Annotated in this window: 20 protein-coding genes; 7 read left to right on the top strand and 13 right to left on the bottom strand. The window is 58.3% G+C overall.

The features are described from left to right. The first annotated feature begins 48 nt into the window (after positions 1–48). The 5 genes from ACGJAX_RS18305 (at position 49) to ACGJAX_RS18285 (ending at position 5,025) form a co-directional block, all read left to right on the top strand. Positions 49–1,050: an SLAC1 anion channel family protein gene (locus ACGJAX_RS18305; protein WP_390955622.1), complete on the top strand. Its 1,002-nt coding sequence runs from the start codon at positions 49–51 to the stop codon at positions 1,048–1,050. A gap of 64 nt (positions 1,051–1,114) precedes the next feature. Then, positions 1,115–1,441 carry an SMR family transporter gene (locus tag ACGJAX_RS18300; protein WP_390955621.1) on the top strand — a complete coding sequence of 109 codons (327 nt, stop codon included), beginning with the start codon at positions 1,115–1,117 and terminating at the stop codon, positions 1,439–1,441. A 360-nt stretch (positions 1,442–1,801) separates the two neighbouring features. Then, a complete protein-coding gene (locus tag ACGJAX_RS18295; RefSeq protein WP_390955620.1) occupies positions 1,802–3,454 on the top strand; it encodes a sulfatase-like hydrolase/transferase in 1,653 nt (550 codons plus the stop codon). A gap of 96 nt (positions 3,455–3,550) precedes the next feature. Beyond that, positions 3,551–4,279, top strand: a complete 729-nt coding sequence (locus tag ACGJAX_RS18290) for a hypothetical protein (protein ID WP_390955619.1) — start codon at positions 3,551–3,553, stop codon at positions 4,277–4,279. A gap of 47 nt (positions 4,280–4,326) precedes the next feature. Next, the gene (locus ACGJAX_RS18285; RefSeq protein WP_090323149.1) at positions 4,327–5,025 is read left to right on the top strand and encodes a potassium channel family protein; all 699 of its coding nucleotides are present in this window, start codon (positions 4,327–4,329) and stop codon (positions 5,023–5,025) included. A 46-nt stretch (positions 5,026–5,071) separates the two neighbouring features. On the opposite strand, the gene ACGJAX_RS18280 is transcribed toward ACGJAX_RS18285, so the two are convergent. Then, positions 5,072–5,530 carry a winged helix-turn-helix transcriptional regulator gene (locus ACGJAX_RS18280; protein ID WP_390959909.1) on the bottom strand — a complete coding sequence of 153 codons (459 nt, stop codon included), beginning with the start codon at positions 5,528–5,530 and terminating at the stop codon, positions 5,072–5,074. A gap of 100 nt (positions 5,531–5,630) precedes the next feature. Here ACGJAX_RS18280 and ACGJAX_RS18275 point away from each other — a divergent pair, with 100 nt between their 5' ends. Further along, on the top strand, positions 5,631–6,911 hold the full coding sequence (locus tag ACGJAX_RS18275) for an MFS transporter (protein ID WP_390955618.1): 1,281 nt from the start codon (positions 5,631–5,633) through the stop codon (positions 6,909–6,911). Between the two features lie 192 nt (positions 6,912–7,103). On the opposite strand, the gene ACGJAX_RS18270 is transcribed toward ACGJAX_RS18275, so the two are convergent. The 3 genes from ACGJAX_RS18270 to ACGJAX_RS18260 all read right to left on the bottom strand — a co-directional run bounded on the left by ACGJAX_RS18270 (position 7,104) and on the right by ACGJAX_RS18260 (position 9,769). After that, positions 7,104–8,201 (bottom strand): acyltransferase family protein, encoded by a 1,098-nt coding sequence (locus ACGJAX_RS18270; RefSeq protein ID WP_390955617.1) that lies wholly within the window; start codon positions 8,199–8,201, stop codon positions 7,104–7,106. Between the two features lie 310 nt (positions 8,202–8,511). Next, entirely contained in the window at positions 8,512–8,925 is a 414-nt protein-coding gene (locus tag ACGJAX_RS18265; RefSeq protein ID WP_390955616.1) for a cupin domain-containing protein, read from the bottom strand. An 82-nt stretch (positions 8,926–9,007) separates the two neighbouring features. Further along, positions 9,008–9,769, bottom strand: coding sequence for an NAD(P)H-binding protein (locus ACGJAX_RS18260; protein ID WP_390955615.1), 762 nt, complete (start codon positions 9,767–9,769; stop codon positions 9,008–9,010). Between the two features lie 259 nt (positions 9,770–10,028). Here ACGJAX_RS18260 and ACGJAX_RS18255 point away from each other — a divergent pair, with 259 nt between their 5' ends. Continuing rightward, on the top strand, positions 10,029–11,624 hold the full coding sequence (locus ACGJAX_RS18255) for a winged helix-turn-helix domain-containing protein (RefSeq protein ID WP_390955614.1): 1,596 nt from the start codon (positions 10,029–10,031) through the stop codon (positions 11,622–11,624). A gap of 68 nt (positions 11,625–11,692) precedes the next feature. Here the strand turns inward: ACGJAX_RS18255 and ACGJAX_RS18250 are convergent, their stop codons facing one another. The 9 genes from ACGJAX_RS18250 to ACGJAX_RS18210 form a co-directional block, all read right to left on the bottom strand. Further along, entirely contained in the window at positions 11,693–12,271 is a 579-nt protein-coding gene (locus tag ACGJAX_RS18250; protein ID WP_390955613.1) for a DUF4337 family protein, read from the bottom strand. Between the two features lie 316 nt (positions 12,272–12,587). Beyond that, positions 12,588–12,740: a hypothetical protein gene (locus ACGJAX_RS18245; RefSeq protein ID WP_390955612.1), complete on the bottom strand. Its 153-nt coding sequence runs from the start codon at positions 12,738–12,740 to the stop codon at positions 12,588–12,590. Between the two features lie 214 nt (positions 12,741–12,954). Beyond that, positions 12,955–13,671, bottom strand: coding sequence for a class I SAM-dependent methyltransferase (locus ACGJAX_RS18240; RefSeq protein WP_390955611.1), 717 nt, complete (start codon positions 13,669–13,671; stop codon positions 12,955–12,957). Between the two features lie 230 nt (positions 13,672–13,901). Continuing rightward, positions 13,902–15,314 carry an aldehyde dehydrogenase family protein gene (locus ACGJAX_RS18235; RefSeq protein WP_390955610.1) on the bottom strand — a complete coding sequence of 471 codons (1,413 nt, stop codon included), beginning with the start codon at positions 15,312–15,314 and terminating at the stop codon, positions 13,902–13,904. A 4-nt stretch (positions 15,315–15,318) separates the two neighbouring features. Continuing rightward, positions 15,319–16,368 carry a homoserine dehydrogenase gene (locus ACGJAX_RS18230; protein WP_390955609.1) on the bottom strand — a complete coding sequence of 350 codons (1,050 nt, stop codon included), beginning with the start codon at positions 16,366–16,368 and terminating at the stop codon, positions 15,319–15,321. Between the two features lie 383 nt (positions 16,369–16,751). Next, complete coding sequence (locus tag ACGJAX_RS18225) at positions 16,752–17,189, bottom strand: Lrp/AsnC family transcriptional regulator (protein WP_090323168.1); 438 nt, start codon at positions 17,187–17,189, stop codon at positions 16,752–16,754. A gap of 22 nt (positions 17,190–17,211) precedes the next feature. After that, positions 17,212–18,591: a threonine synthase gene (gene thrC, locus ACGJAX_RS18220; protein ID WP_390955608.1), complete on the bottom strand. Its 1,380-nt coding sequence runs from the start codon at positions 18,589–18,591 to the stop codon at positions 17,212–17,214. A gap of 16 nt (positions 18,592–18,607) precedes the next feature. Further along, on the bottom strand, positions 18,608–19,498 hold the full coding sequence (locus ACGJAX_RS18215; protein ID WP_390955607.1) for a LysR substrate-binding domain-containing protein: 891 nt from the start codon (positions 19,496–19,498) through the stop codon (positions 18,608–18,610). 60 nt (positions 19,499–19,558) lie between these two features. Continuing rightward, on the bottom strand, positions 19,559–20,989 hold the full coding sequence (locus ACGJAX_RS18210; protein WP_247256798.1) for an amino acid permease: 1,431 nt from the start codon (positions 20,987–20,989) through the stop codon (positions 19,559–19,561). Between the last annotated feature and the right edge of the window lie 151 nt (positions 20,990–21,140).

Genomic DNA, 21,140 nt, shown 5'->3' with positions numbered 1-21,140 from the left:
TGGCTGAAAATAGCTCCAACAGCAAATTCAGTCAAACGGGAGACTGCCATGAACACTGCATACACCCCTACCATCGCTGCAACTCAATCGGTCACGCGTGGCACGACATCCATCAAAAACCTGCCCATCAATCTGTTCGGTTCAGTCATGGGCCTGGCAGGCCTGGGTCTGGCGTGGCGCTTGAGTGGTCAGTTCTACGGCGTTGGTGGCCTGTTGGGTGAAGCGATTGGTGCGTTTGCCGGCCTTGCATTCGTGCTGCTGACCCTGGGTTACCTGACCAAGTGGTGGAAGCACCCTGAAGCGGTACGGGCCGAATTCAATCACCCCATCGCCAGCAACTTTTTCGGCACCGTTACCATCGCACTGCTCCTGCTTTCCGCCGTAGCAGCACCCCACAGCCAATGGCTCGGACAGGCATTGTGGATACTGGGCAGCGTATTGACTGTGTTCCTCGCCGGCCTGGTGGCTTCACGCTTGTTGTCGGGTGGCCAGGATCCATCGAATGCGGTACCCGCCTGGCTGATCCCTGGCGTTGCCACCCTCGACATCGCCGTAACCGGTGCGCACATGCCCATGGCCTGGGCTGCGGAGTTCAACCTGTTTGCCCTCGCCGTGGGTGTGGTGCTGGCACTGGTTTTCTACACCCGGATCTTTTCGCGGCTGGTGCATCAAGCCGCCCTGGCCAAAGGCATGGTGCCTTCGCTGATGGTGCTGATTGCGCCCTTTGAAGTCGGCTTCCTGGCGTACACCAACGTGTTCGGCGAGATCGACCGGTTTGCCAGTGTGTTGTTCTACTTCGGGTTGTTCCTGTTCGTGGTGTTGAGCTTCAAAGTGTTCCGTCGCGATGTGCCCTTTGCCCCTTCGTGGTGGGCCATCAGCTTTCCCATCGCGGCCCTGAGCAATGCGGCACTGAAATATGCCCATGCCCAGGACAACACCGCACTGATGGTCATCGCGGCTGCGATCCTGCTGTTCCTCACTGCGGCACTGAGCGTGCTGACCGTGAAAACCCTGGCCAGTCTGTTCAAGGGCAAATTGTTGGCCAACTAACGTTTACCTCCCTTTGGCGAGCCTTCATCGGCTCGCTTTTTTTTGCCACCACAGGTCTTGTCGAATGACTTACACCTCTTCCTGGTTACTCTTGATCGCCGCCGGATTCCTGGAAATCGCCTTTGCCATCGGCTTGAAATCCGCAAATGGCCTGGAACGGCCCTGGCTGCTCGGCGCAACCTTCGTGGTGCTGGCTGGTAGTTTGTATTTATTGACGATGGCATTGCGGGTTCTGCCGGTAGGCACCGCCTATGCCGTCTGGACCGGCATTGGCGCTGCCGGCACAGCCATCGTTGGCATGTATTGGCTGGGTGACGGAGTGTCGTTCTGGCGATTTTTCTGGATCGGTTCGATCCTGTTGAGTGTCGCCGGGCTGCGCTGGGCGGCCTGATCGGAGTGGTTAGCTGATTTGTGGCTTGGTTGAATCGATGGCAAGTAGCGATACAGGGCGCCAGGAAGCAGCCAACAGCGGTCACTGACAAACGGCTTCCAACACGCCCCAACGTTCAAGCAGAGCGAACGGTGAGCGACAAAGTCGACGAATGACTCCAAAACGCCATACCAGAAGATTCCATTCGTACTAGGCTTCGACGTTAACCCTGAATAGTGTGCGGGAATTTCTATTTCGACGTTAGCGAGTCTCCAGAACTGTCCAGGCTGTTGATTGGGTGGTCCCTCGCAGGGTCCTTGGCTTGCACTCATCGCATTGTTGGGTGAGCAAAGGATCGACTTTTGAGAAAGGAAACCAGACATGAAAAGGCATCTACATCGCCCTGGATTTTACGTTATGTGTTCGTTGCTGATGGCACTGAATGGCTTTGCCCAGGCCGCACAAAACGAAAAACCAAACATCCTGTTCATCGTCTCCGACGATACCGGCTACGGTGACCTGGGCCCTTATGGCGGGGGTGTAGGTCGAGGCATGCCGACGCCCAACATTGATGAACTCGCCGCCGAGGGAACCACCTTCTTCTCCTTCTACGCGCAACCCAGTTGCACACCAGGCCGGGCCGCCATGCAAACCGGGCGCATCCCCAACCGCAGCGGCATGACCACGGTGGCCTTTCAGGGTCAGGGTGGTGGCTTGCCGGCGGCGGAATGGACACTGGCCTCGGTACTCAAAACCGGTGGTTACGACACCTATTTCACCGGCAAGTGGCACTTGGGCGAAGATGATTACGCCCTGCCCAATGCTCAAGGTTACGACGTGATGAAATACGTCGGCCTGTATCACCTGAACGCCTACACCTACGCGGACCCTACATGGTTCCCGGACATGGATGATGAAACCCGCGCGATGTTTGCCAAAGTGACACGGGGCGCACTGTCGGGAAAAGCCGGTGAAAAAGCGGTAGAGGAGTTCAAGATCAACGGTCAGTACGTCGACACACCGGTTGTAGATGGCAAACCCGGTGTGGTTGGCATTCCGTTCTTCGACAACTATGTGGAAAAAGCCACGATGGAGTTTCTCGACACCGCGGCCAAATCCAATAAACCCTTCTTCATCAACGTCAACTTCATGAAGGTGCACCAGCCGAACATGCCGGCACCGGAGTTCGTTCACAAGTCGATCTCCAAGTCGAAATACGCCGACTCCGTGGTTGAGCTCGATACCCGCATCGGCCGCATCATGGACAAGCTGAAGGCACTGGGACTGGATAAAAACACCCTGGTGGTTTACACGACCGATAACGGTGCGTGGCAGGATGTGTACCCGGACGCTGGCTACACGCCTTTCCGTGGAACCAAGGGTACGGTGCGCGAGGGTGGAAACCGGGTTCCGGCCATTATGGCCTGGCCGGGAAAAATCAAACCGAACGTCAAAAATCACGACATCATCGGTGGCCTCGATTTGATGGCGACCTTCGCTTCTGTGGCCGGCGTCAAGCTGCCGGAGAAAGACCGCGAAGGTAAACCGATCATCTTCGACAGTTACGATATGACCCCGGTGCTGCTCGGCACCGGCCCTGACCCGCGTAAAGAGTGGTTCTATTTCACCGAGAACGAACTGTCGCCCGGTGCCGCGCGTGTCGGTAACTACAAGGCAGTGTTCAACCTGCGTGGCGACGATGGCGCCGTGACAGGCGGGCTGGCCGTCGACACCAACCAGGGCTGGAAAGGCCCGACCAAATACGTGGCGACGGTGCCGCAGGTGTTTGACCTGCTGCAGGATCCTCAGGAGCGCTACGACATTTTCATGAACAACTACACTGAGCGCACCTGGACTATGGTGCCTATCAGCACAGCAATTACGAAACTGATGAAAACCTATGTTCAATATCCACCACGCAAACTTCAAAGCATGGGTTATGACGGCCCGATCGAAATTTCCAAGTACCAGAAATTCCAGTCGGTACGGGAGGACCTGGAGAAGGAAGGCATCACCATACCCATGCCTAACTAGTGATACCGCGGCAGCCTGATCCAGGCTGCCGCTCCCCTTCCTTCCGGAGCCGCCCCTTGATCACTGGGCGCGGCCTCTATCTTGAGAGCCGCACCGATGAAAAACCTGGGTGTACAAACGATTCTGGCCGCCCTGGTGACTTGTATGCTGGCGTTTACCGCGATCGGCGCGCCGTCCGGGGTCACCGCCATCGACATCCTCCTGGAGCCCGACAGCACGATGCTCAAGCACTCCGACGCCAATAACGCCCGACTGCTCGCCGTGTTTCCGAAAGGTTTCGCCCTGGATGCCGAACACCGGCCGCACATCACGCTGGTTCAGCGTTTCGTCCGCACGGAGGATCTGGACAAGGTCTATGCCGCTGCGGAAAAGGTTCTCCTGAGCGCCCATGTGAGCGCCATGAAACTGGAGGCGTTCAAATACTATTACGCGCCCGCTGGAGCGCTCGGGGTCGCCGGCATTTGCGCGAGGCCAACGCCGGAAATCATCAAGCTGCAAGAGGACATCATTGCCGCGGTTGAGCCTTTCACCGCAGAAACCGGACCGATTGAAGCGTTCACCGCGGCGCACGACGATCCCGGCAATGACGCGGCGCTCATCCAGTACGTATCGACATTCGTCCCGAAAATGTCTGGCGAGCATTTCAATCCCCATGTGAGCACGGGAGTTGCGCCACGTGACTATCTCGACAAAATGAATGCCGAGCCATTCCAGCCATTTGTCTTCTCACCCGTCGGCGCGGCCGTTTACCAACTGGGGCCTTTCGGAACCGCTGCAAAAAAACTCAAGGCATGGGATCTGAAACCTCAAAGCGCTGAAAGGTAGCCGTAGCTAGAATCCACCATGGGTCATGACCTCTCGGGGAAACCGGTATGACAGATTCGCAGGATAAAGCCGAAACCGACGCGGACCTGGCTCAGTTGCTGATAGGGCAAGGGCCCTGCACCTATCTATTGCTGCTCTTACTGGGATTGATCCTGCTGTTTCCCTTTCTTGAGGAGGGCATATTTGCGCGCACGTTGCTCGGCATTGTGTCTTCAATCGTGCTGCTCGTGGGTGCCTTCGCGGCCGGGCAGACTCGGCGGGGAGTCATCCTCAAACTGGGCCTGGCGTTGCTTGGGGTCGGTCTTCTATGGGCAGCGTTGTGGACTGAAAGCATCAAGATTCTTGATCTTGCCGGGATCGCTTATACGGTGTCTCTTACCGTCTCGTTCAGCAGCGTGATTCGCTATGTTCTCAGGCGCGGGCCCATAACCGCCGACAAGCTGCATGGCGCGCTTGCGGGTTACATCATGCTGGCCTTCGTCTGGTCCTTCATCTATGCCCTGGTCGAGATATCCAGCGCGGGCTCATTCGGCCCTGGCCGCCTCGACTTCATGCAGCCCGGTACGTTCTTCAAACTGATCTATTTCAGCTTCACGACGCTCACGACCACCGGTTACGGAGATGTCCTCCCATTGACCAACCACGCTCGTTCACTGGTGATGGTCGAAGAGTTTTCAGGCGTTTTTTACGTGGGCGTCGTGATTGCGCGGCTTGCCGGTCTTTATCCATCGAATCAGGTCAAATGAAGCTCGATTTGCCTGACGATCAGTGGGAGGCGGGTCGGCTGTCGATTCACGACTCGCCGCCCACCCGTCTCACTCTGTGGCAGTCAGACGGGCCCAGCTTCTGACCGTTTGCTGAGCGGACATCTATCGGCATCAGAGGCTGGCCGGACTGGTTGTCCATCAACACCGAACGCGTCTCCTGCGGCTTGAACAGGTAACGTTCGCCCCATTGCCGCAGGCTGACCACCACCGGAAAGATTTCCCGTCCTTTTTCCGTAAGGACGTACTCCTTGTAGGCGCTGCCATCGGACGCCGGTCGCACATCGAAAACCCCGACCTCAACCAACGTCTTGAGTCTCGATGCCAGGATATTTTTGGCCACGCCCAGGCTCTTTTGAAATTCGCTGAAGCGGCGAATGTCATCAAAAGCGTCGCGGATGATCATGAGCGACCAACGATCCCCGATGGCCTCCAGTGCTCTGGCTACCGGGCATTCGTTGCTCTGTGGTGAGACGTCTTCTTCCATCTTATTGACCTTGAACAATGTGGTTGCAATTAAAAACCAGATGCCGCAACAATGGAATCCAGTTTTTAATTGAAACCAGTTTAACGCCATGGAGGTGTACATGACAGCAGATGCCGACTCAGCCACCAAACGGTTCTCCACACAGCCTGCGCGATTGCCGCCTTCGGATACCGGCGACAGCAGCAGGTCCGACCGGTATCCAGGGCTTTCGCCGTCGCTCACGTTATTGTTTTCTGTCACCTGCGCACTGGCAGTCGCCAACGTTTACTTCGCACAACCGTTACTCGACTCCATGGCCCGGAGCCTGAACGTGGCCTCATCGATGATCGGAGTCGTGGTGACGGCCACTCAAGTCGGTTACGCGTTGGGGTTGCTGTTCATAGTCCCGCTGGGCGATTTGGTAAACCGTAAAAGGCTGATTCTGACGCAGGTACTGCTGTCGGCGGTGGCGCTCGCGGCGGTCGGTGCTGCACAGCAATGGCTGGCCCTGTTGGCTGCCATGATCATGATGGGCCTGTTGGCAGTGGTCGTTCAGGTAATGGTGGCCTACGCCGCCGTGCTGGCAACCCCCTCACAACGCGGGCAGGCAGTCGGGACGGTAACCAGTGGAATTGTCCTGGGCATTCTTCTGGCGCGGTTTACCTCCGGCCTGATTGCGGATATGGCGGGCTGGCGCGCCGTTTACTTCGTGTCCTCGGGATTGATGCTGACCATCGCGGCGGTGCTGTGGAAAGTGGCGCCTTTCACTGCGCCGCCAAAGCACCAGGACACCTACCTGGCGCTCATGCGTTCACTCTTCAAACTGTTCATCACCGAACGCACTTTACGCATCAGGGGCCTTCTGGCCTTGCTGATCTTTGCCGCTTTTTCCGTGCTGTGGACATCCATGGTGTTGCCGTTGAGCGCCCCGCCGCTGTCGCTTTCACACACTGCAATCGGCTTGTTTGGATTAGCCGGCGTCGCCGGTGCCCTTGCGGCCAGTAGAGCCGGTCGCTGGGCCGACCAAGGCCTGGGGCAACGAGTGACCGGTATTTCGCTGGGGCTCCTGACGCTGTCCTGGTTGCCCATTACGTTTGCCCAGACGTCCCTGATCGCACTGGTCTGCGGCGTCGTGTTGCTCGACTTCGCGGTGCAAGCGGTTCACGTCACCAACCAGAGCCTGATTTTTGCTGCACGACCCGACGCCCAAAGTCGCATGGTCGGCGCCTACATGTGCTTCTACTCGGTCGGTAGCGCGATGGGAGCCGCCGCCGCGACCCAGGTTTATGCGCTATGGGGCTGGATGGCGGTAAGCCTGCTGGGCGCCTTGATCAGCGCTACCGCCCTGATTCTGTGGTTTCTCACGTTTTATTTTTCAACGCGTGATGTAACGGCCAATTAACCATGCTGGTCGACGAGCCTGGAAGGCTGCATCGGTTGTGGCTGTTTAACCGCGGGAGAGTGTCCAGTGTTTAATCCAAAAAAATGTGTTGGGGCAAAACCCACTCCGGCCCGATGATCTTTGATCAAGTGGTTTAGAAAACACTGAAAACATAGCCCCCTCTTGGCGCAGTGACGACTCACATGCCAGTCGTTATTCGCTGGGTCTACGAACCGTCACCAGCGTCGCCTCTGCATTGACTTCACGGCTACTACGCGCAGCAAAATGCCGACCTAACTGGCGACCATAGCGGATACAGGGCTTTTCAATTACGAACCAGGAAATACTGGCCAACGCGAGAGATGCAGCGATCGTAACAACCTGATTTGCATGAACGCCGAAATTCGGGAAAACAGCGGCCATGACCTGTTGTATTGGCCATCCGAAGACATAAACACCATACGAAAAGTCGCCTGGAAGCCGCAACGCCTTGATTGGCTCGGTGGTCATCAGCCAAAGCGCCGTTATCAAAAATGCCGGATAAAACACAAACTGGAACGCCGACCCATGCCGGCAGATCCAGGCAAAGAGAATTAAACCGGAAACGATACGGATATTGATACTTGCCTGATCTTTGTAAAGCGCAAGAAGAGCGCCAAAGGCAAAGAAGGCCGGGAGGCGACCGCCAATATTGACGTTCATCAGGCCAATCATTTCAACTTCTTCCGGGAAAAACATTGAAATGGCAAGTATTGAGATTAGAACCACCGTTGCGAAGAGCTTATGACGGAATACTCCGCAGAGCCCTGCGGCCAGCAACATGGCGTACATGATGAGTTCATATCGGATCGTCCAGATAGATCCATTGGTCAGCGGGTTATTGCTATGTTCAAACACACCGGGCAAAGAATATTCGACATAGGGGTGGCGAAATATTGCTGTAAAAACGGTGCTATTGGAAAAATAACTATTCAGCGGCAGTGTGGTGAGCATCGGCCCAAGCAGCAACACGCAAGCGGCCGCGCTAACGAGGACGGCCGGGAACACCCGAAAAAACCGTGCCAATATAAAATTAAGGGGTGAACTATTGTTTATCCAGCTATTCGTTACAAGAATACCGCTCAAGAAAAAAAAGAATTCAACGGCCAGCGATCCCGAATAGTCAAACCCAAGTAACTGCCCAATAGGCTCTGTCGTCGTAGACCCTGGAACCAGCGCGTAAGCATGCCCCCAGATAACGGCGCATGCCGCTATAAGACGCAGTAAATCCGCATTGTTATTATCCCTGTGCAGAGCGTCATTCAGTTTCATTGAACTGCTCTCGGAGTGTATGCGCAGTGGCAGGACCCGATAACTATCACCGCAACTTGCCGGTTGCGGCAGGTGTGTCTTATAGGGTCTGAGTGTAGACGGCGCTTCAACGCGACTGCTGAACATGAAGAAAAAGTCATGTTGCCTGTTCGGGTCATTGTGTATGTCCAACCCCATGCCGTCATACACGCTTTGCCTCTGTTTTTTATCCCCCGGCACCCTTCCCAAAACCAGGACAAAGGAATGCCAGGGCGGCACTGATCTGCCGCCCTGGCGCTGCTGTCGAGCTTTTATGAGCGCATTGACCCGCTCACTTCTTGATAGGCGTGACCAGCGTCTGTTCGCCGGTGTCGAGAACGAACACCGCCAACAGGCGTGCAGGTTCGGTGTCGCTGGCGTTGGCGCTGACTTCGTGCACGGAGCCCGGCTCCTCTACGAAGTTTTCGCCGACGTGGTAGATCTTTTCCGGCTGGCCTTTGACTTTGATGCGAAACGCCCCCTCCAGCACCGTGGCATAGATGAAGGCCGTTTTCGGATGGGTGTGGGATGGCGATGCGGCGCCCGGCCCATACTCGACGACCACACCCTTCATGCTCTTGCCGGGGATATTGGGAATGGGACGGTCAAACACGACGGTCACCTTGCCGGGGGGCGGCTCAGTGGCCGACGCTGTGCCGATCGACAGTGCGGCGAAAGCCGCAGCCAATAGATATCGGGTAACCATGGCAAAACTCCTTCGTGGATAGGTGTGATGACGGCGCGCCCCACGATCGGGGCGACGCCTTCCTGCGCTGTCGCTGGAGGCTTCAGCGGCTTGCTTGCGCCATTGACTGGTTGAGCCAGTCTTCGAAACGGATCGTCCCCAGGCGGGGGTTGTGGCCGGGGGTCAGCGATTGATCGTCAAGCACGGCGCCGTAATAGCGCGCGTGTACGTCCGGTACGACCCGGCGAGTATCCCGAGTGGCCCGCAGAAAGCGCCTGATCAGCTCGTCAATCGGCATGGCCTCGGGCCCCGCGACTTCGACCGTGCCATTGAGCGGCGCGGCCAGCACGACGTCGGTGAGTGCCGCCACCACATCGTCGGACGCCAACGGCTGGATCAGCGCCGGCGAGACGCAAAGTTCTTCGCCGACGGTAAACGAATCGGCAATGCCGCCGACGAATTCGAAGAACTGCGTGGCACGCAGAATGGAGTAAGGAATGCCGGACGCCTTGATCAGGTTCTCCTGTGCGACCTTGGCCCGGAAATAGCCGTTTTCGGGCAGCCGCTCGGTCCCGACAATCGACAGCGCGACGTGATGCCGGACCCCGGCAGCCGCTTCGGCGGCCAGCAGGTTACGGCTCGAGGTTTCGAAGAACTCAAGGACGGCCTGGTCCTCCCACGACGGCGCGTTCGCCACGTCGACGACGATATCGGCCCCGTCCATCGCCTCGGCCAGGCCCTCGCGGGTGATGCTGTTGACGCCCGTGCTGGGGCTGGCTGCGAGCACGTCATGGCCGCGCTCGTGCAGGTTCTTCACAAGTTTTGATCCGATGAGGCCGGAGCCTCCGATGACGACGATCTTCATGGGCTTTCTCCACGTGTCGACTGCAACCATTGCGTCGGTGTAAGAGAAGATTGCCTGCGTGGGTGAACGAAGTCCTTGTGCCAGCTGTGGGTTTCCCTCCACTGAGGCTTGGTTTTTCGTCCAAAGACGCCACAGTCCGAGGTTGCCTCGGCCGCAGACGGTGCGGCGGGTTTTGCGCTGCCGTATCATCAATATCCACTACTAATCGTCAGCCGCCTGGGACAAGGAGTTGAGGGCGCTTCGCCAGGGGATCCCCACTTTGCCATTCGTGTTTGAAGACTACCTGCTCGATGAGGAGCGTCGGGAACTCACCTTGCGCGGGCAAGTCGTGACCGTCGGGCCGCAGGTGTTCGATCTGTTGCTGCTGTTCGTCAACAACCCCGATCGCGTCCTCAGCAAAGACGACTTGCTCAAGGCGGTATGGAACGGCCGGATCGTCTCGGAGTCGACGATCACCAGCCACATCAATGCGGTGCGCAAGGCCATTGGCGATACCGGTGACGAACAGCGCCTGCTGCGCACCGTCGCCCGCAAGGGTTACCGCTTCGTCGGCCAGATCAAGGTCGGCGGGAACGGCCAAGCGCGGCAGTCTGATCAGACTGCCATCGACGAACGCTCGCCCGCAACGCCGAAGGAAATGCCCTCCTCGCTCGTCCTTCCGGACAAACCTTCGATTACCGTCTTGCCCTTCCAGAATCTGAGCGGCGATCCGGAGCAGGAGTATTTTGCCGACGGCATCGTGGAAGACCTCATCGCTGCCCTGTCGCGTATCCGCTGGCTGTTCGTCATCGCGCGCAATTCGAGCTTCACCTACAAGGGGCAGACGGTGGACGCCAAGGGCATCAGCCAGGCGCTGGGCGTTCGCTACCTGCTCGAAGGCAGCGTGCGCAAGTGCGGAAACAGGGTACGCATCACCGGGCAACTCATTGATGCGACGAGCGGGACGCATATCTGGGCGGAGCGTTTCGAAGGCGCGCTCAATGACCTCTTCGAGCTGCAGGATCAAATCACCCAAAGCGTCGTCGGTGCCATTGCACCGCAACTCGAACGGGCAGAAATCGAACGCGCCAAACGCAAACCGACGGAAAGCCTGGACGCCTACGACTACTATTTGCGCGCCATGGCAAAACTGCACAACGGCACCCGCGAAGCCCTCGACGAGGCGCTGCCGTTGTTCTACAAGGCCATCGAGCTCGATGGGGAATTTGCCTCGGCCTATGGCATGGCCGCCTGGTGCCACTTCTGGCGCAAGATCAATGGCTGGATGACCGATCAGGCGCAAGAGATCGCTGAGGGCGTACGGCTTGCGCGTCTGGCGGTGACGCTTGGCCGGGATGATGCGGTCGCGTTGACCCGAGGCGGTCATGCATTGAGCCATCTCACCGGTGATGTGGACGGCGGCATTGCCTTGCTCGACAGGGCACGCCTGCTCAATCCCAACCTCGCCCCGGCCTGGTTCCTGGGCGGCATCCTGCGCGCACTGCGAGGTGAAACAGACGCCGCCATCGAGCACCTGAGCCATGCCGTCCGCTTGAGTCCGCTGGACCCGGAAATGTTCAGGATGCAGGTCGGGATGGCCCTGGCGCATTTCTTCGCCGGGCGTTTGGATCTCGCGACGGATTGGGCGGAAAAGGGCTTGGGCAACCTGCCCAGTTTCCTGCCCCCGGTGGCCCTGCTGGCGGCCAGTCATGCCCTCAGTGGACGAATGGATAAAGCGAGGTTGGCAATGCAGCGGCTACGGGAGCTGGATCCCGCCTTGCGCCTTTGCAACCTGAAAGGCTGGTTGCCGATCCAGCGTCCCGAGGATTTTGCACGCTTCGCCGATGGACTGCGCCTGGCCGGGTTGCCTGAGTGACCGTGGATCGCGTCCATGCGTTCGAAATCCCCGGGAATATTCAGCCAGCGAACGGCTGATCGCCGCGCTTAGATATGCAGCCAGGCCATCGAACCCAACAAAACGCCAACGCCGGCGGCACCAAACGAGACCCGTTTGAGCCATTCCTTACGCGTCAGCAAGGTAATGGCCGCCAGCGAAATGGCGATTTGAATCGCCGTCATTGCCTGGGCCCAGCGGTGATGCTGATGCAGCACCTGCTCTGACTTCTCGTCCCACTCGCGTGCCGCTTGTTCGAATGTTTCAGCCTTCTTGCGCGCCTCTTCTTTCTGTTCCCCATACCGCCGCGCCTCAGCGGCATAGTGGGCGGAATCCAGCCCCGGGAGATGGCTCGCCAGGTCCGACAGGTTCTGCCGGCTGGACTTGGCCTGGTAGTAATTCCACTCGTTGGCGGCTTCGGTCTTCTGGATGGCGGCGTTGTTTTTGTCCATGGCCGCCTCACTCTCCGTTGAGCCGGCCTGGTAGCTCATCAAGGCACCGACGGTCGCCATGATGGCTGTCATCACCGCAATCTTGCTGGCAAAGCCGTCGCCTTGTGCATGCGCATGATGGGTGGTGTGCTCAATATGCTGCTCATGTGGGCTGGGAACTTCGAACTCTTCAGGCATGGGTGTCGATCTTGGAGGAATGAGTGGTGGTAGACAGGCAGTATGAATTGCCCTTGATCCCGTAGACACAGATCAATGGCAGTCAAGGTTCGATTTTATTGAAAAAGCGGCCCTTCTGTCTGGCCTGGGGCAAAAATCTTCATGTGGGCCAGCAGGGAAGCAGGATGGGACGGGGTGCAGCCCATTGCATCGGGTGCCGATTGATCAAGCGGCGCCATTCTATCTGTCAATGCAGAGGTCTGGGTGGTCAGGACGAACCTGGTTAACCCACCCGATCCTCTTTACTTGCGCACCTTGATCCTGATGCGCAGACAGGCTAATTACGGTGGTATTCCTGACCGCCCCGCTCGCCACCATAGTAGCGACCATGATCATGGCCGTGGCCATCATGATCATGCCAGTAAGGCCAGCAGCCACCGAGCAGCAGGGTGGTTGATAACGCCAGAATCAATGCAGTTGTACGTTTCATTTGATCCTCTCCAGACAGGCAAAACCTGACACTGTATGGGTTCGATTGCGCCTGATTTGAGAGAGTTCAAACGGTCTGATCATCGGCTGCGAAGTGCGCTCCACTTGCCGCCTGCTGGCTTTGCTTCTGAGCCGCGACTGCATCGGATTTGACCGACACGCGTTGTAACCACGATTGGCTGTGCACGGCTGGTCACTGCATCTCACCCCTCTGTTCAGACTGTTTTACACGTCAACCAGGCACTCCAGAACAGGCTGCTGAAAAAACGGGTAGCGTCCCCGAACCCCGCGTCATGCAACAGCTTTTGAACCGCCGCCTCAGAATGTGGGGGGTCAGCGCCTTGAAGAATTTTCCCCAGTTTGACTTTCACTTCATCCGGGCTGGCTCCGTGCTGCCGCCAGCGTTGCCCCCAGGCAGCGAGGAGTAACGGCTGGCTGGCATAGGCATATTGATTGCCTGCGACGATCAGCGGAGCCCCTGGTTTCAGACGAGCTTGAATGGATCGTAAAATTTGTCCTTTGGCATCATCGCCATCGAGATGATGGAGCACACCGATCAAAGTGGCTGCGTCGTAGGACTCATCTGCCGCCAAATCTTCAACGTGCCCAAGATGCAGATCCGTTCTTTCCAGCAGGTTGTTTGCGGCCAACTGCTGTTTCGCGGCTTCAAGCATCGGCCCGGATGGATCAACGGCGGTGAAGCGCCACCCCGGCTCAAGCCCGGCCATTGCAATTATTTCTTGCGCCGTACCGCCAGCGCCGACAACCAGTATTTTTGCAGAGCCCCTACTGCCAAGGCTTGCCGCGAGCATGCACGCCGCCAAGTCCTGACAGGCGTCGTAACCTGCCAGTGCGATACGGCTCTGTCGTCCGTACTCATTGGCCCGTGTGTTATCAAACTTTTCGGCTGAGTTGAGTGGTAATGATTTCAAGGCGGTTCTCCATGTCCTTGAATCAACTTAGGTCATGAAAAGCGATAATAAAAATTCATTAATTTTATACATTGCATTCCTGTCGGGAATCCAAGCCTGCTCGGAGTTCTTGCTGCCGCGGCGCTACCGCCTGCCCCCGCTCCCGTTAAATAAAAAAGCATCGGGCAGGTGACCAAACCTGCCCAACGCCCTACAACCTGACCTGACCTGACCAGACCTTTCTGAATCGCCTAACCCAAGGTGTTCAAACACACCACCTTGGGCTGGGTCATTTCCTCATAGGCAAAACGCACCCCTTCCCGGCCCAGGCTGCCGTACTTCGAACCGCCAAACGGCATCGCATCGAAGCGGTAATCGGAAGAGTCGTTGATCATCACCCCGCCGGCTTCGATCCGCCGTGCGGCGCTCATCGCCGTCGCCAGATCATTGGTGAATATCCCCGCATGCAAGCTGTATTCGGGTTCATTGGCCAAATCGATGGCTTCGTCGAACGATTCAAAGCACTGCAAGACCACCACCGGAGCGAACACTTCATTGCGCCATAGCCGGCTGGAATGATCGACGTTTTCCAGCACAGTCGCGGCGTAGCACGATCCCTGGCGCCGGTGGCCGCAAAGCAAAGTCGCGCCCGCTTGCAACGCCTCGTTCACGACTTGCTCGGCATTCTGCGCCGCTTGCGCCGTAATCATCGGCCCGATATCGGTATCGGCCAGCAAGGGGTCGCCAACCACCAGCGCTCGGGCCTTGCTGACGAAACGCTCTCGAAAGGCTTCATAAATCGATGCCTGAATCAGCAAGCGCTGAGTGCCTACGCAGTTCTGCCCCGCCGCCCAGAAGGCGCCGGACAGGCAACTCTCGACGGCAGCCTCCAGGTCGCAGTCCCCCATGACGATCACCGGCGCGTTGCCGCCCAGGTCCATGGCCAGTTTCTTCAATCCGGCCGTGCGGGCGATCTGCTCCCCGGTGACGAAGCCGCCGGTAAAGGAAATCATCCGCACGTCACGGGAAGCGACCAACGCCTTGCCCAGCTCCGCCCCACCGGTGGCGACCGTCACCACTGTTTCCGGCAAGCCCGCCGCGACCAGACAGGACACCAGCTTGATGGCCGACAACGGCGCGAGCTCCGACGGTTTGAGAATCACCGCATTACCGCCCGCGATGGCCGGACCGAGCTTGTGCGCCACCAGATTAAACGGATCGTTGTACGGCGTGATCGCGACGATCAGGCCCAACGGCTCGCGAGAAAACCAGCCCTGACGCGATTCGGACCCTTCATACGCGTCGAACGGCACCACCTCGCCGGCATTGCGCTTGGCTTCCTCGGCCGACAACTTCAGGGTGTTGATGCAGCGCTTGACCTCTTTTTCCGCCTGTTTAAGAGTCTTTCCGGCTTCGGCGACGATCAGCCTGGCAAACGCGCCGGCCTCATGCTCGATGTTGATCGCCGCTTGCTCGAGAATGCGTGCCCGACGATGACGCGCCAGCGCGGCGCAAGCCCGGGCACCCTGACGCCCGGTCTCCAGCAACTGTGGAACCTGCGACGCGCAGACATTGGTAACGCTGCCGATGACGGAGCCGTCAAACGGGTTCAAGACTTCAATGGGCGGCTCCACGATATCCAGAGCCAGGCGCGATAGTTTCACAGGCTTACTCCTGGTTGTGTGCACGGGATTGATGGATGCTGATGATGTCCGACAGCAACGCGAACGCTGTTTCCGTGCGCCCGGCCCCCGGCCCCGAAACCGTCACGGCGCCGAGCAGCCCGGTGCTAAAAGACACGGCATTGGTCGCACCACAAACACTGGCCAACGGATGATCGTTACTCAAAAGACGCGGCTCGACACTGGCACTGATCGAACCGTCGGCTTGGCGTTTCGCCGCGCCGATCAGCTTCCAGCGAGCGCCGTCCTGCCGGGCCTGCTCGATGTCGCCAAGGCTGAGGGACGAAATGCCGCTACAGGTGACGTCGCTGACAGTGAGCTTGGCGTCCAGCAGTTCGTTGGCCAGGATCACCACCTTGAGGCGCACGTCATGCCCCTCGACATCGGCAGTCGGGTCGGCTTCGGCGTAACCCAGCTCCTGCGCCTTGGCCACGGCCTCGGCGAACCCGAGACCACCTTCCATGGAGGTCAGAACGAAGTTGGACGTGCCGTTGAGAATCCCTTCGAAACCACCTATGGAACTGCCCGCCAGCGCCTGCCTGGCCAGGCGAATGACTGGCGTGCCACTCATCACCGAACCTTCGTATTCGAAGGCGACGTTGTTGCGTCGGGCCAATGCCTTGAGCTCGCTACCGTGCAAGGCAATGGGCCCCTTGTTGGTGGTGACGACATGCTTGCCGCCCTCCAGCGCCCAACGGCAGAACGACGTCGCCGGCTCACCGTCTACCGGGTTGGTGAAGGTGGCTTCAACAATGATGTCCGCTCCCGAGTCCTTGATCACCGCTTCATTGAGGGCTGTGACTTCACCCCCCGGCAGCTGCGCCAAAGCACCCTTGGCGGCTGGCAATCGGGCCAGCACGCCGGCGTCCAATCCTTCACGGCCAATGATCGAGCCGAGAAACAGGTCAGTCACGCCAACAATTTTCAAGGTGAAACCCAGCTCGGTTTTCCACTGTTCGTTGCGTTCGGCAATCAGTTGAGCCAACGCCCGGTTAACACCGCCAAAGCCAACCAGCGCCAATTTGTATTCAGTCATTTTGTTATGCCCCCTGATCCGGGTGATGGGTTGTTGAGCACTAGGTTAGGGGTCAGGCCAGGGCAGTGAAATAGGCCAATTTGCTCTATTTTGTGGGCGTTTTGACCAGCGCCAGAGCAAAGCTTCAGGCATGAAAAAAGATCCTCACGCAATCCCGGGAAACACCGATAACGCAATCCCTGTAGGAGCGAGCCCGCTCGCGATGGGCTCAAATACGCCGCGTTTAACCAGGCCACACGCGTCATCGTTAACGACCATCGCCAGCAGGCTGGCTCCTACCCGGGAAAGTACCCACGCGCAGGTAACGCAATCACTGAACTGCAAATCATTGAAGGCATAAAAAAAGCCAACACAGGTTGGCTTTTGGCAGTACGAAAAACGGGCTATACGACAGACGACAATACGAAGGACGTCACGGTGTTTTCCACGCCAGGCAATGCGGCGATTTCAGTCCAGACCTTGTGCACCCGCTGCGGGCTCGCCGCGCCGACCCGCAGCATCAAGTCGAACTCGCCGCTCATCACATCGCACTGGAGGACTTCCGGAATTGCCCGCAGCGCCTGCAGTACTTCCTGGCCGCGCATCCGGTCGTAGCGGTACACGAAAATCACCGCGTTGATGTCCGAAGCGGCCTGTCGCCCCTCCCCGGTTTTTACCGTATATCCCTGTATGACACCGTCACGTTCAAGTCGCTCGATACGCTGGCGCACCGCATTGCGCGACAGGTTGACCTTGGCCGCCAACTCGGCGTGCGCGGCCCTGGCATTGAGCCGTAGCTGCGCGATGATGTGTTCGTCGAGAGGGTCCAGAATTCGCTTCACTTGGCCTCCTGTTGCCGTGTCTTCACAGCGCGTTCAGCAGCGCATGGATGGTATCGAGATCGTCCGGCTCAATCCGGTAAAGCTGCGCCTGCCCTTGGGCCGCGACCTCGCGTTGCGGCATCGGCAGGCTGATGCCCAGTTCACCCAGCAGCGCCGCTGACTTGACCGGTGAGATTTCCCCCAGGGTCACCATGGGCGCGACCAGGCTTCGACGGTACAACCTGGCCGCCAGGACGCCGGTGGCGGTATGCGGATCGATGACGTAACCGGTGTCGCGATACAGCGAAGTGATTTCCTTCAGCGTCTGCTCATCACTGACCGCATAGGAGTCAATGATCATCCGTGCCTGCAACCACGACTCGTTGGCGATGACCATCTCGCCGCTGGACTCGAAACCTGCCATCAGGGCATTCACCGCCTGATCGTCATGCCCGTAGAGCTCCCAGACAAACCGTTCCAGATTGGCAAAAATCGACAGATCCATGGCCGGCGACAACGTCTTGTTGGCCCGCGACCGGCTGTAGTGGTTCTTCTGAAACAACTGATGCAGCGCGTCATTCTGGTTGGTCGCCACGATCAACTGGGTGATCGGCAGACCCATTTTTTGCGCGATGTATCCGGCATACACCTCGGCAAAACTCGCGGCTGGCACGCTGAAACCGATTGGTCGTTGACCGCCTCCCAGCTGCAACACCGCATGGAAATAAAACACCAGTTGCGCCAGCACACTGACCCAGTTGCTGGAGTTGAAACTGATCGCCTCGTGCTGCGCAGATGACCACTGCCGCAACAGCCGGGTGACGATGGTCTGGCACTCGTCGAAGCTGCCATTGACGGCAAACCGATGGACCCTCGGGTGGGCCACGGCCTGCAGATCCCGGAGTTGGTCCTGGGGCACGCCCGCCTCCGGGTAAAACACCATCACGGTGGTTTCTTCGCAGTGCTTGAACGCTTCGATGGCCGCCAGCCCGGTATCGCCGTTGGTGGCACCGATCACCACCCCGCTACGCCCGCGCTGACGCAGAAAGTGCTGCACCAGCCGTGCTTGCAACTGAGCCGCGAAATCCTTCGAGGAGCGGGTCGGCCCATGGAACAACTCCAGCACCCACTCGTTACGGTCGACCTGGTGCAAAGGTGCAAGGGAGCGATGACGGAATTGGCCGCCGGCCTCTTTGAGCAGGCGCTTGAGGTCGGCCTCGGCGATCGCCTCACCCACAAACGGGCTGATCACTCTGTAGGCCAGTTCGTCATAGGACAGGGTCGACCAATTGGCAATGTCCTGTGATTCAAACAGCGGCAATTGGAGCGGTACGAACAGCCCGCCTTCCTCGGCGACTCCCGACAACACGACCTTTTCGAAATCGACCTGCACGGCCGAATTTCGGGTGCTTACATAACGCATGGTTGGCTCCGGCCATTCATTTGAAACGATGTGCCTGCTCGACCAGCCAGGTGGAAAATATCGCCGCGTCAGGGTGCTGCTCGGCCCCGGAATCGCGTACGAGGTAAAAAGACTCGCTGGCTTCGATCCGCTGGGTAAAGGGCTCGACCAATCGTCCATCGCAAAGCATGTCATCGACCATCGAGGAGCGCGCCAGGGCGATCCCCTGCCCTAACTCGGCCATGCGCAACGTGGAGATCAACGTGTCGAATTGCATGCCGGTCGAAAAGTCGACGCCGTGCGCACCGACCATGTTCAACCAGTAACCCCAACCCTCTTCGTAACCCAGCACATGCAGCAATGGATGGTTCGATACGTCTGCGGGCACGGTCAGCGGTGACTTCGCCATCAGCCCCGGCGAACAGACCGGGAACAGCGTGTCCCAGGTCAGGCGCTGCGACACCAGGCCAGGCCATTGACCGTGGCCCCAGCGAATTTCCATGTCGTCCTCGCCATCCAGTTCCTTGACCCAGATATTGCTGATGTAACGGATATCCACATGGGGATGAGCCTGGCTGAACGCCTGCAGTTTGGGCGCCAGCCAGTGCACGAAGAACGCCAGGCTGCCGCGCACCTTGATCGGCCGACGTTTGTGCTGACCGAAAATTTCGTTGGTCCCCACGGCCAGTCGGGTGATTGCGTCCTGCACCACCGGCAGATACGCCTGGCCTTCCTCCGACAGTCCGAGGCCACGGGGCAGGCGCTTGAAGAGCGCCACCCCAAGATGGCTTTCCAGTTGGCGGATCTGCTGGCTGACGGCGCCCTGGGTCAAACACAGTTCTTCGGCAGCATGGGTGAAGTTCAAACAGCGGGCAGACACCTCGAATGCCCGCAGCCAGTTCAATGGGGGTAGCGTCTTTTGTTTCATGGCTTGAACCTCTTGGACGCCCCCTCCACCGAGCACGCTTGCCCATCCCGTCGGTGCGAACTAGAACGCATCGGACGGTTGTGCCAAGGGGGCAACCGACAAGCGTCGCTCGCGGCTTTTGCGCGTAATGTAATACACGAAGTAGCACCAGGCGATGAAGGGCAAACCGAAGTACAACGCCACCCGTTGCTCAGGATCGAAGGCAATCCCGACACAGGCCAGAGTGCAGCAGACCAGCGCTCCCAACGGCACCCACGGATAACCCCGGACACGGAATTTCAGGTCGCGGATATCACCGCCATTGGCCACATAGTGACGGCGGAACGCAATCTGGCTCGCCGCGATACTCATCCACACCACCACGACCGCCAACCCGGAGATCGACACCAGCGCCAGATAGATGGTATCGGCAGCAAACACGCTACTGAGCAACGACGCTGCGCCACCCGCCATGCTGACGATAATCGCGTTGAGCGGCGTGCCCATGCGGGTCAGGGCCGAGAACTGCTTGGGCAGGTGCCCTTGGTCACTCAACGTCCAGAGCATCCGAGACGCGGCATACAACCCGGAGTTGGCGGCCGACAGCAAGGCACTGATGATCACGAAGTTCATGATGTCGGCCGAGTATGGAATCCCGATGTAGGTGAACACCGTCACGAATGGACTCTCGACCAGACCGGCCTGTTCACGAGGCAACAGGGTCGCCAGAACGAAAATGGTCCCCACGAAAAAGATCGCCAGGCGCAGCACGGTCGTGCGAATGGCACGCGGCACGTTGCGTTGTGGATCTTTGGTTTCGCCTGCGGCAATACCAATCAATTCAGTGCCGGAGAACGCAAAGGATACGGCCAGCAATGTCATCGCAATCGGCATGAATCCGGTCGGAAAAAGCCCTTCACGGGTGAAGTTGCTCAAGCCGATGCTGTGGCTTTGCTCGATGTGCAGCAGACCGAGAATCGCGCCGCCGCCAATCATCAAGAACACGATCACGGTCACCACTTTAACCAGCGACAACCAGAACTCGGTCTCGGCGAACAGGCGCACCGAAATCACATTGGTCAGAAACACCAGACCGGCAAACAACGCACTCCAGATCCACACGGGCGTTTCCGGGAACCAGCGCACCATTAAAATGCCGGCGGCGGTGAATTCAGAACCGATGGCCACTGTCCAGGTCAGCCAATACAGCCAGGCCACCGTATACCCGGTACCAGGCCCGAGAAACCGGGTGGCGTACGTACTGAACGAACCGGTTTCCGGCATCTGCACCGCCAACTCGCCCAGGCACATCATCACCATGTAAACCATGAGTGCGCCGATGATGTAAGCAATCACCGCGCCCAGGGGACCGGCCTGGTTGACCGTATAACCGGACGTGAGAAACAGCCCGGTACCAATGACGCCACCTAATGCCAACATGACAATATGGCGCGTCTGCATTTCCTGTTTAAAACCCGAGCGAGTATCAAGTTGTTGTTCTTTTATGGACATGGTTGTTCTCATGAAAGTTATCAGGGCACGAATCAGCGTCTGCGATAATTGACTGGGCAGAGTTAAAATAAGGCGCCATCAGGTTTTATTATTATTCCACTTCATGAACTCCCCACTTAAATCCTTGCAGTGAGGTATTAACGTTAAATCT

It is taken from the genome of Pseudomonas moorei (assembly GCF_042846945.1).
Classification (GTDB): Bacteria; Pseudomonadota; Gammaproteobacteria; order Pseudomonadales; family Pseudomonadaceae; genus Aquipseudomonas; species Aquipseudomonas moorei.
The sequence above is the reverse complement of the archived record's forward strand: the minus strand, read 5'-3'. Positions and strand labels throughout refer to the sequence as shown.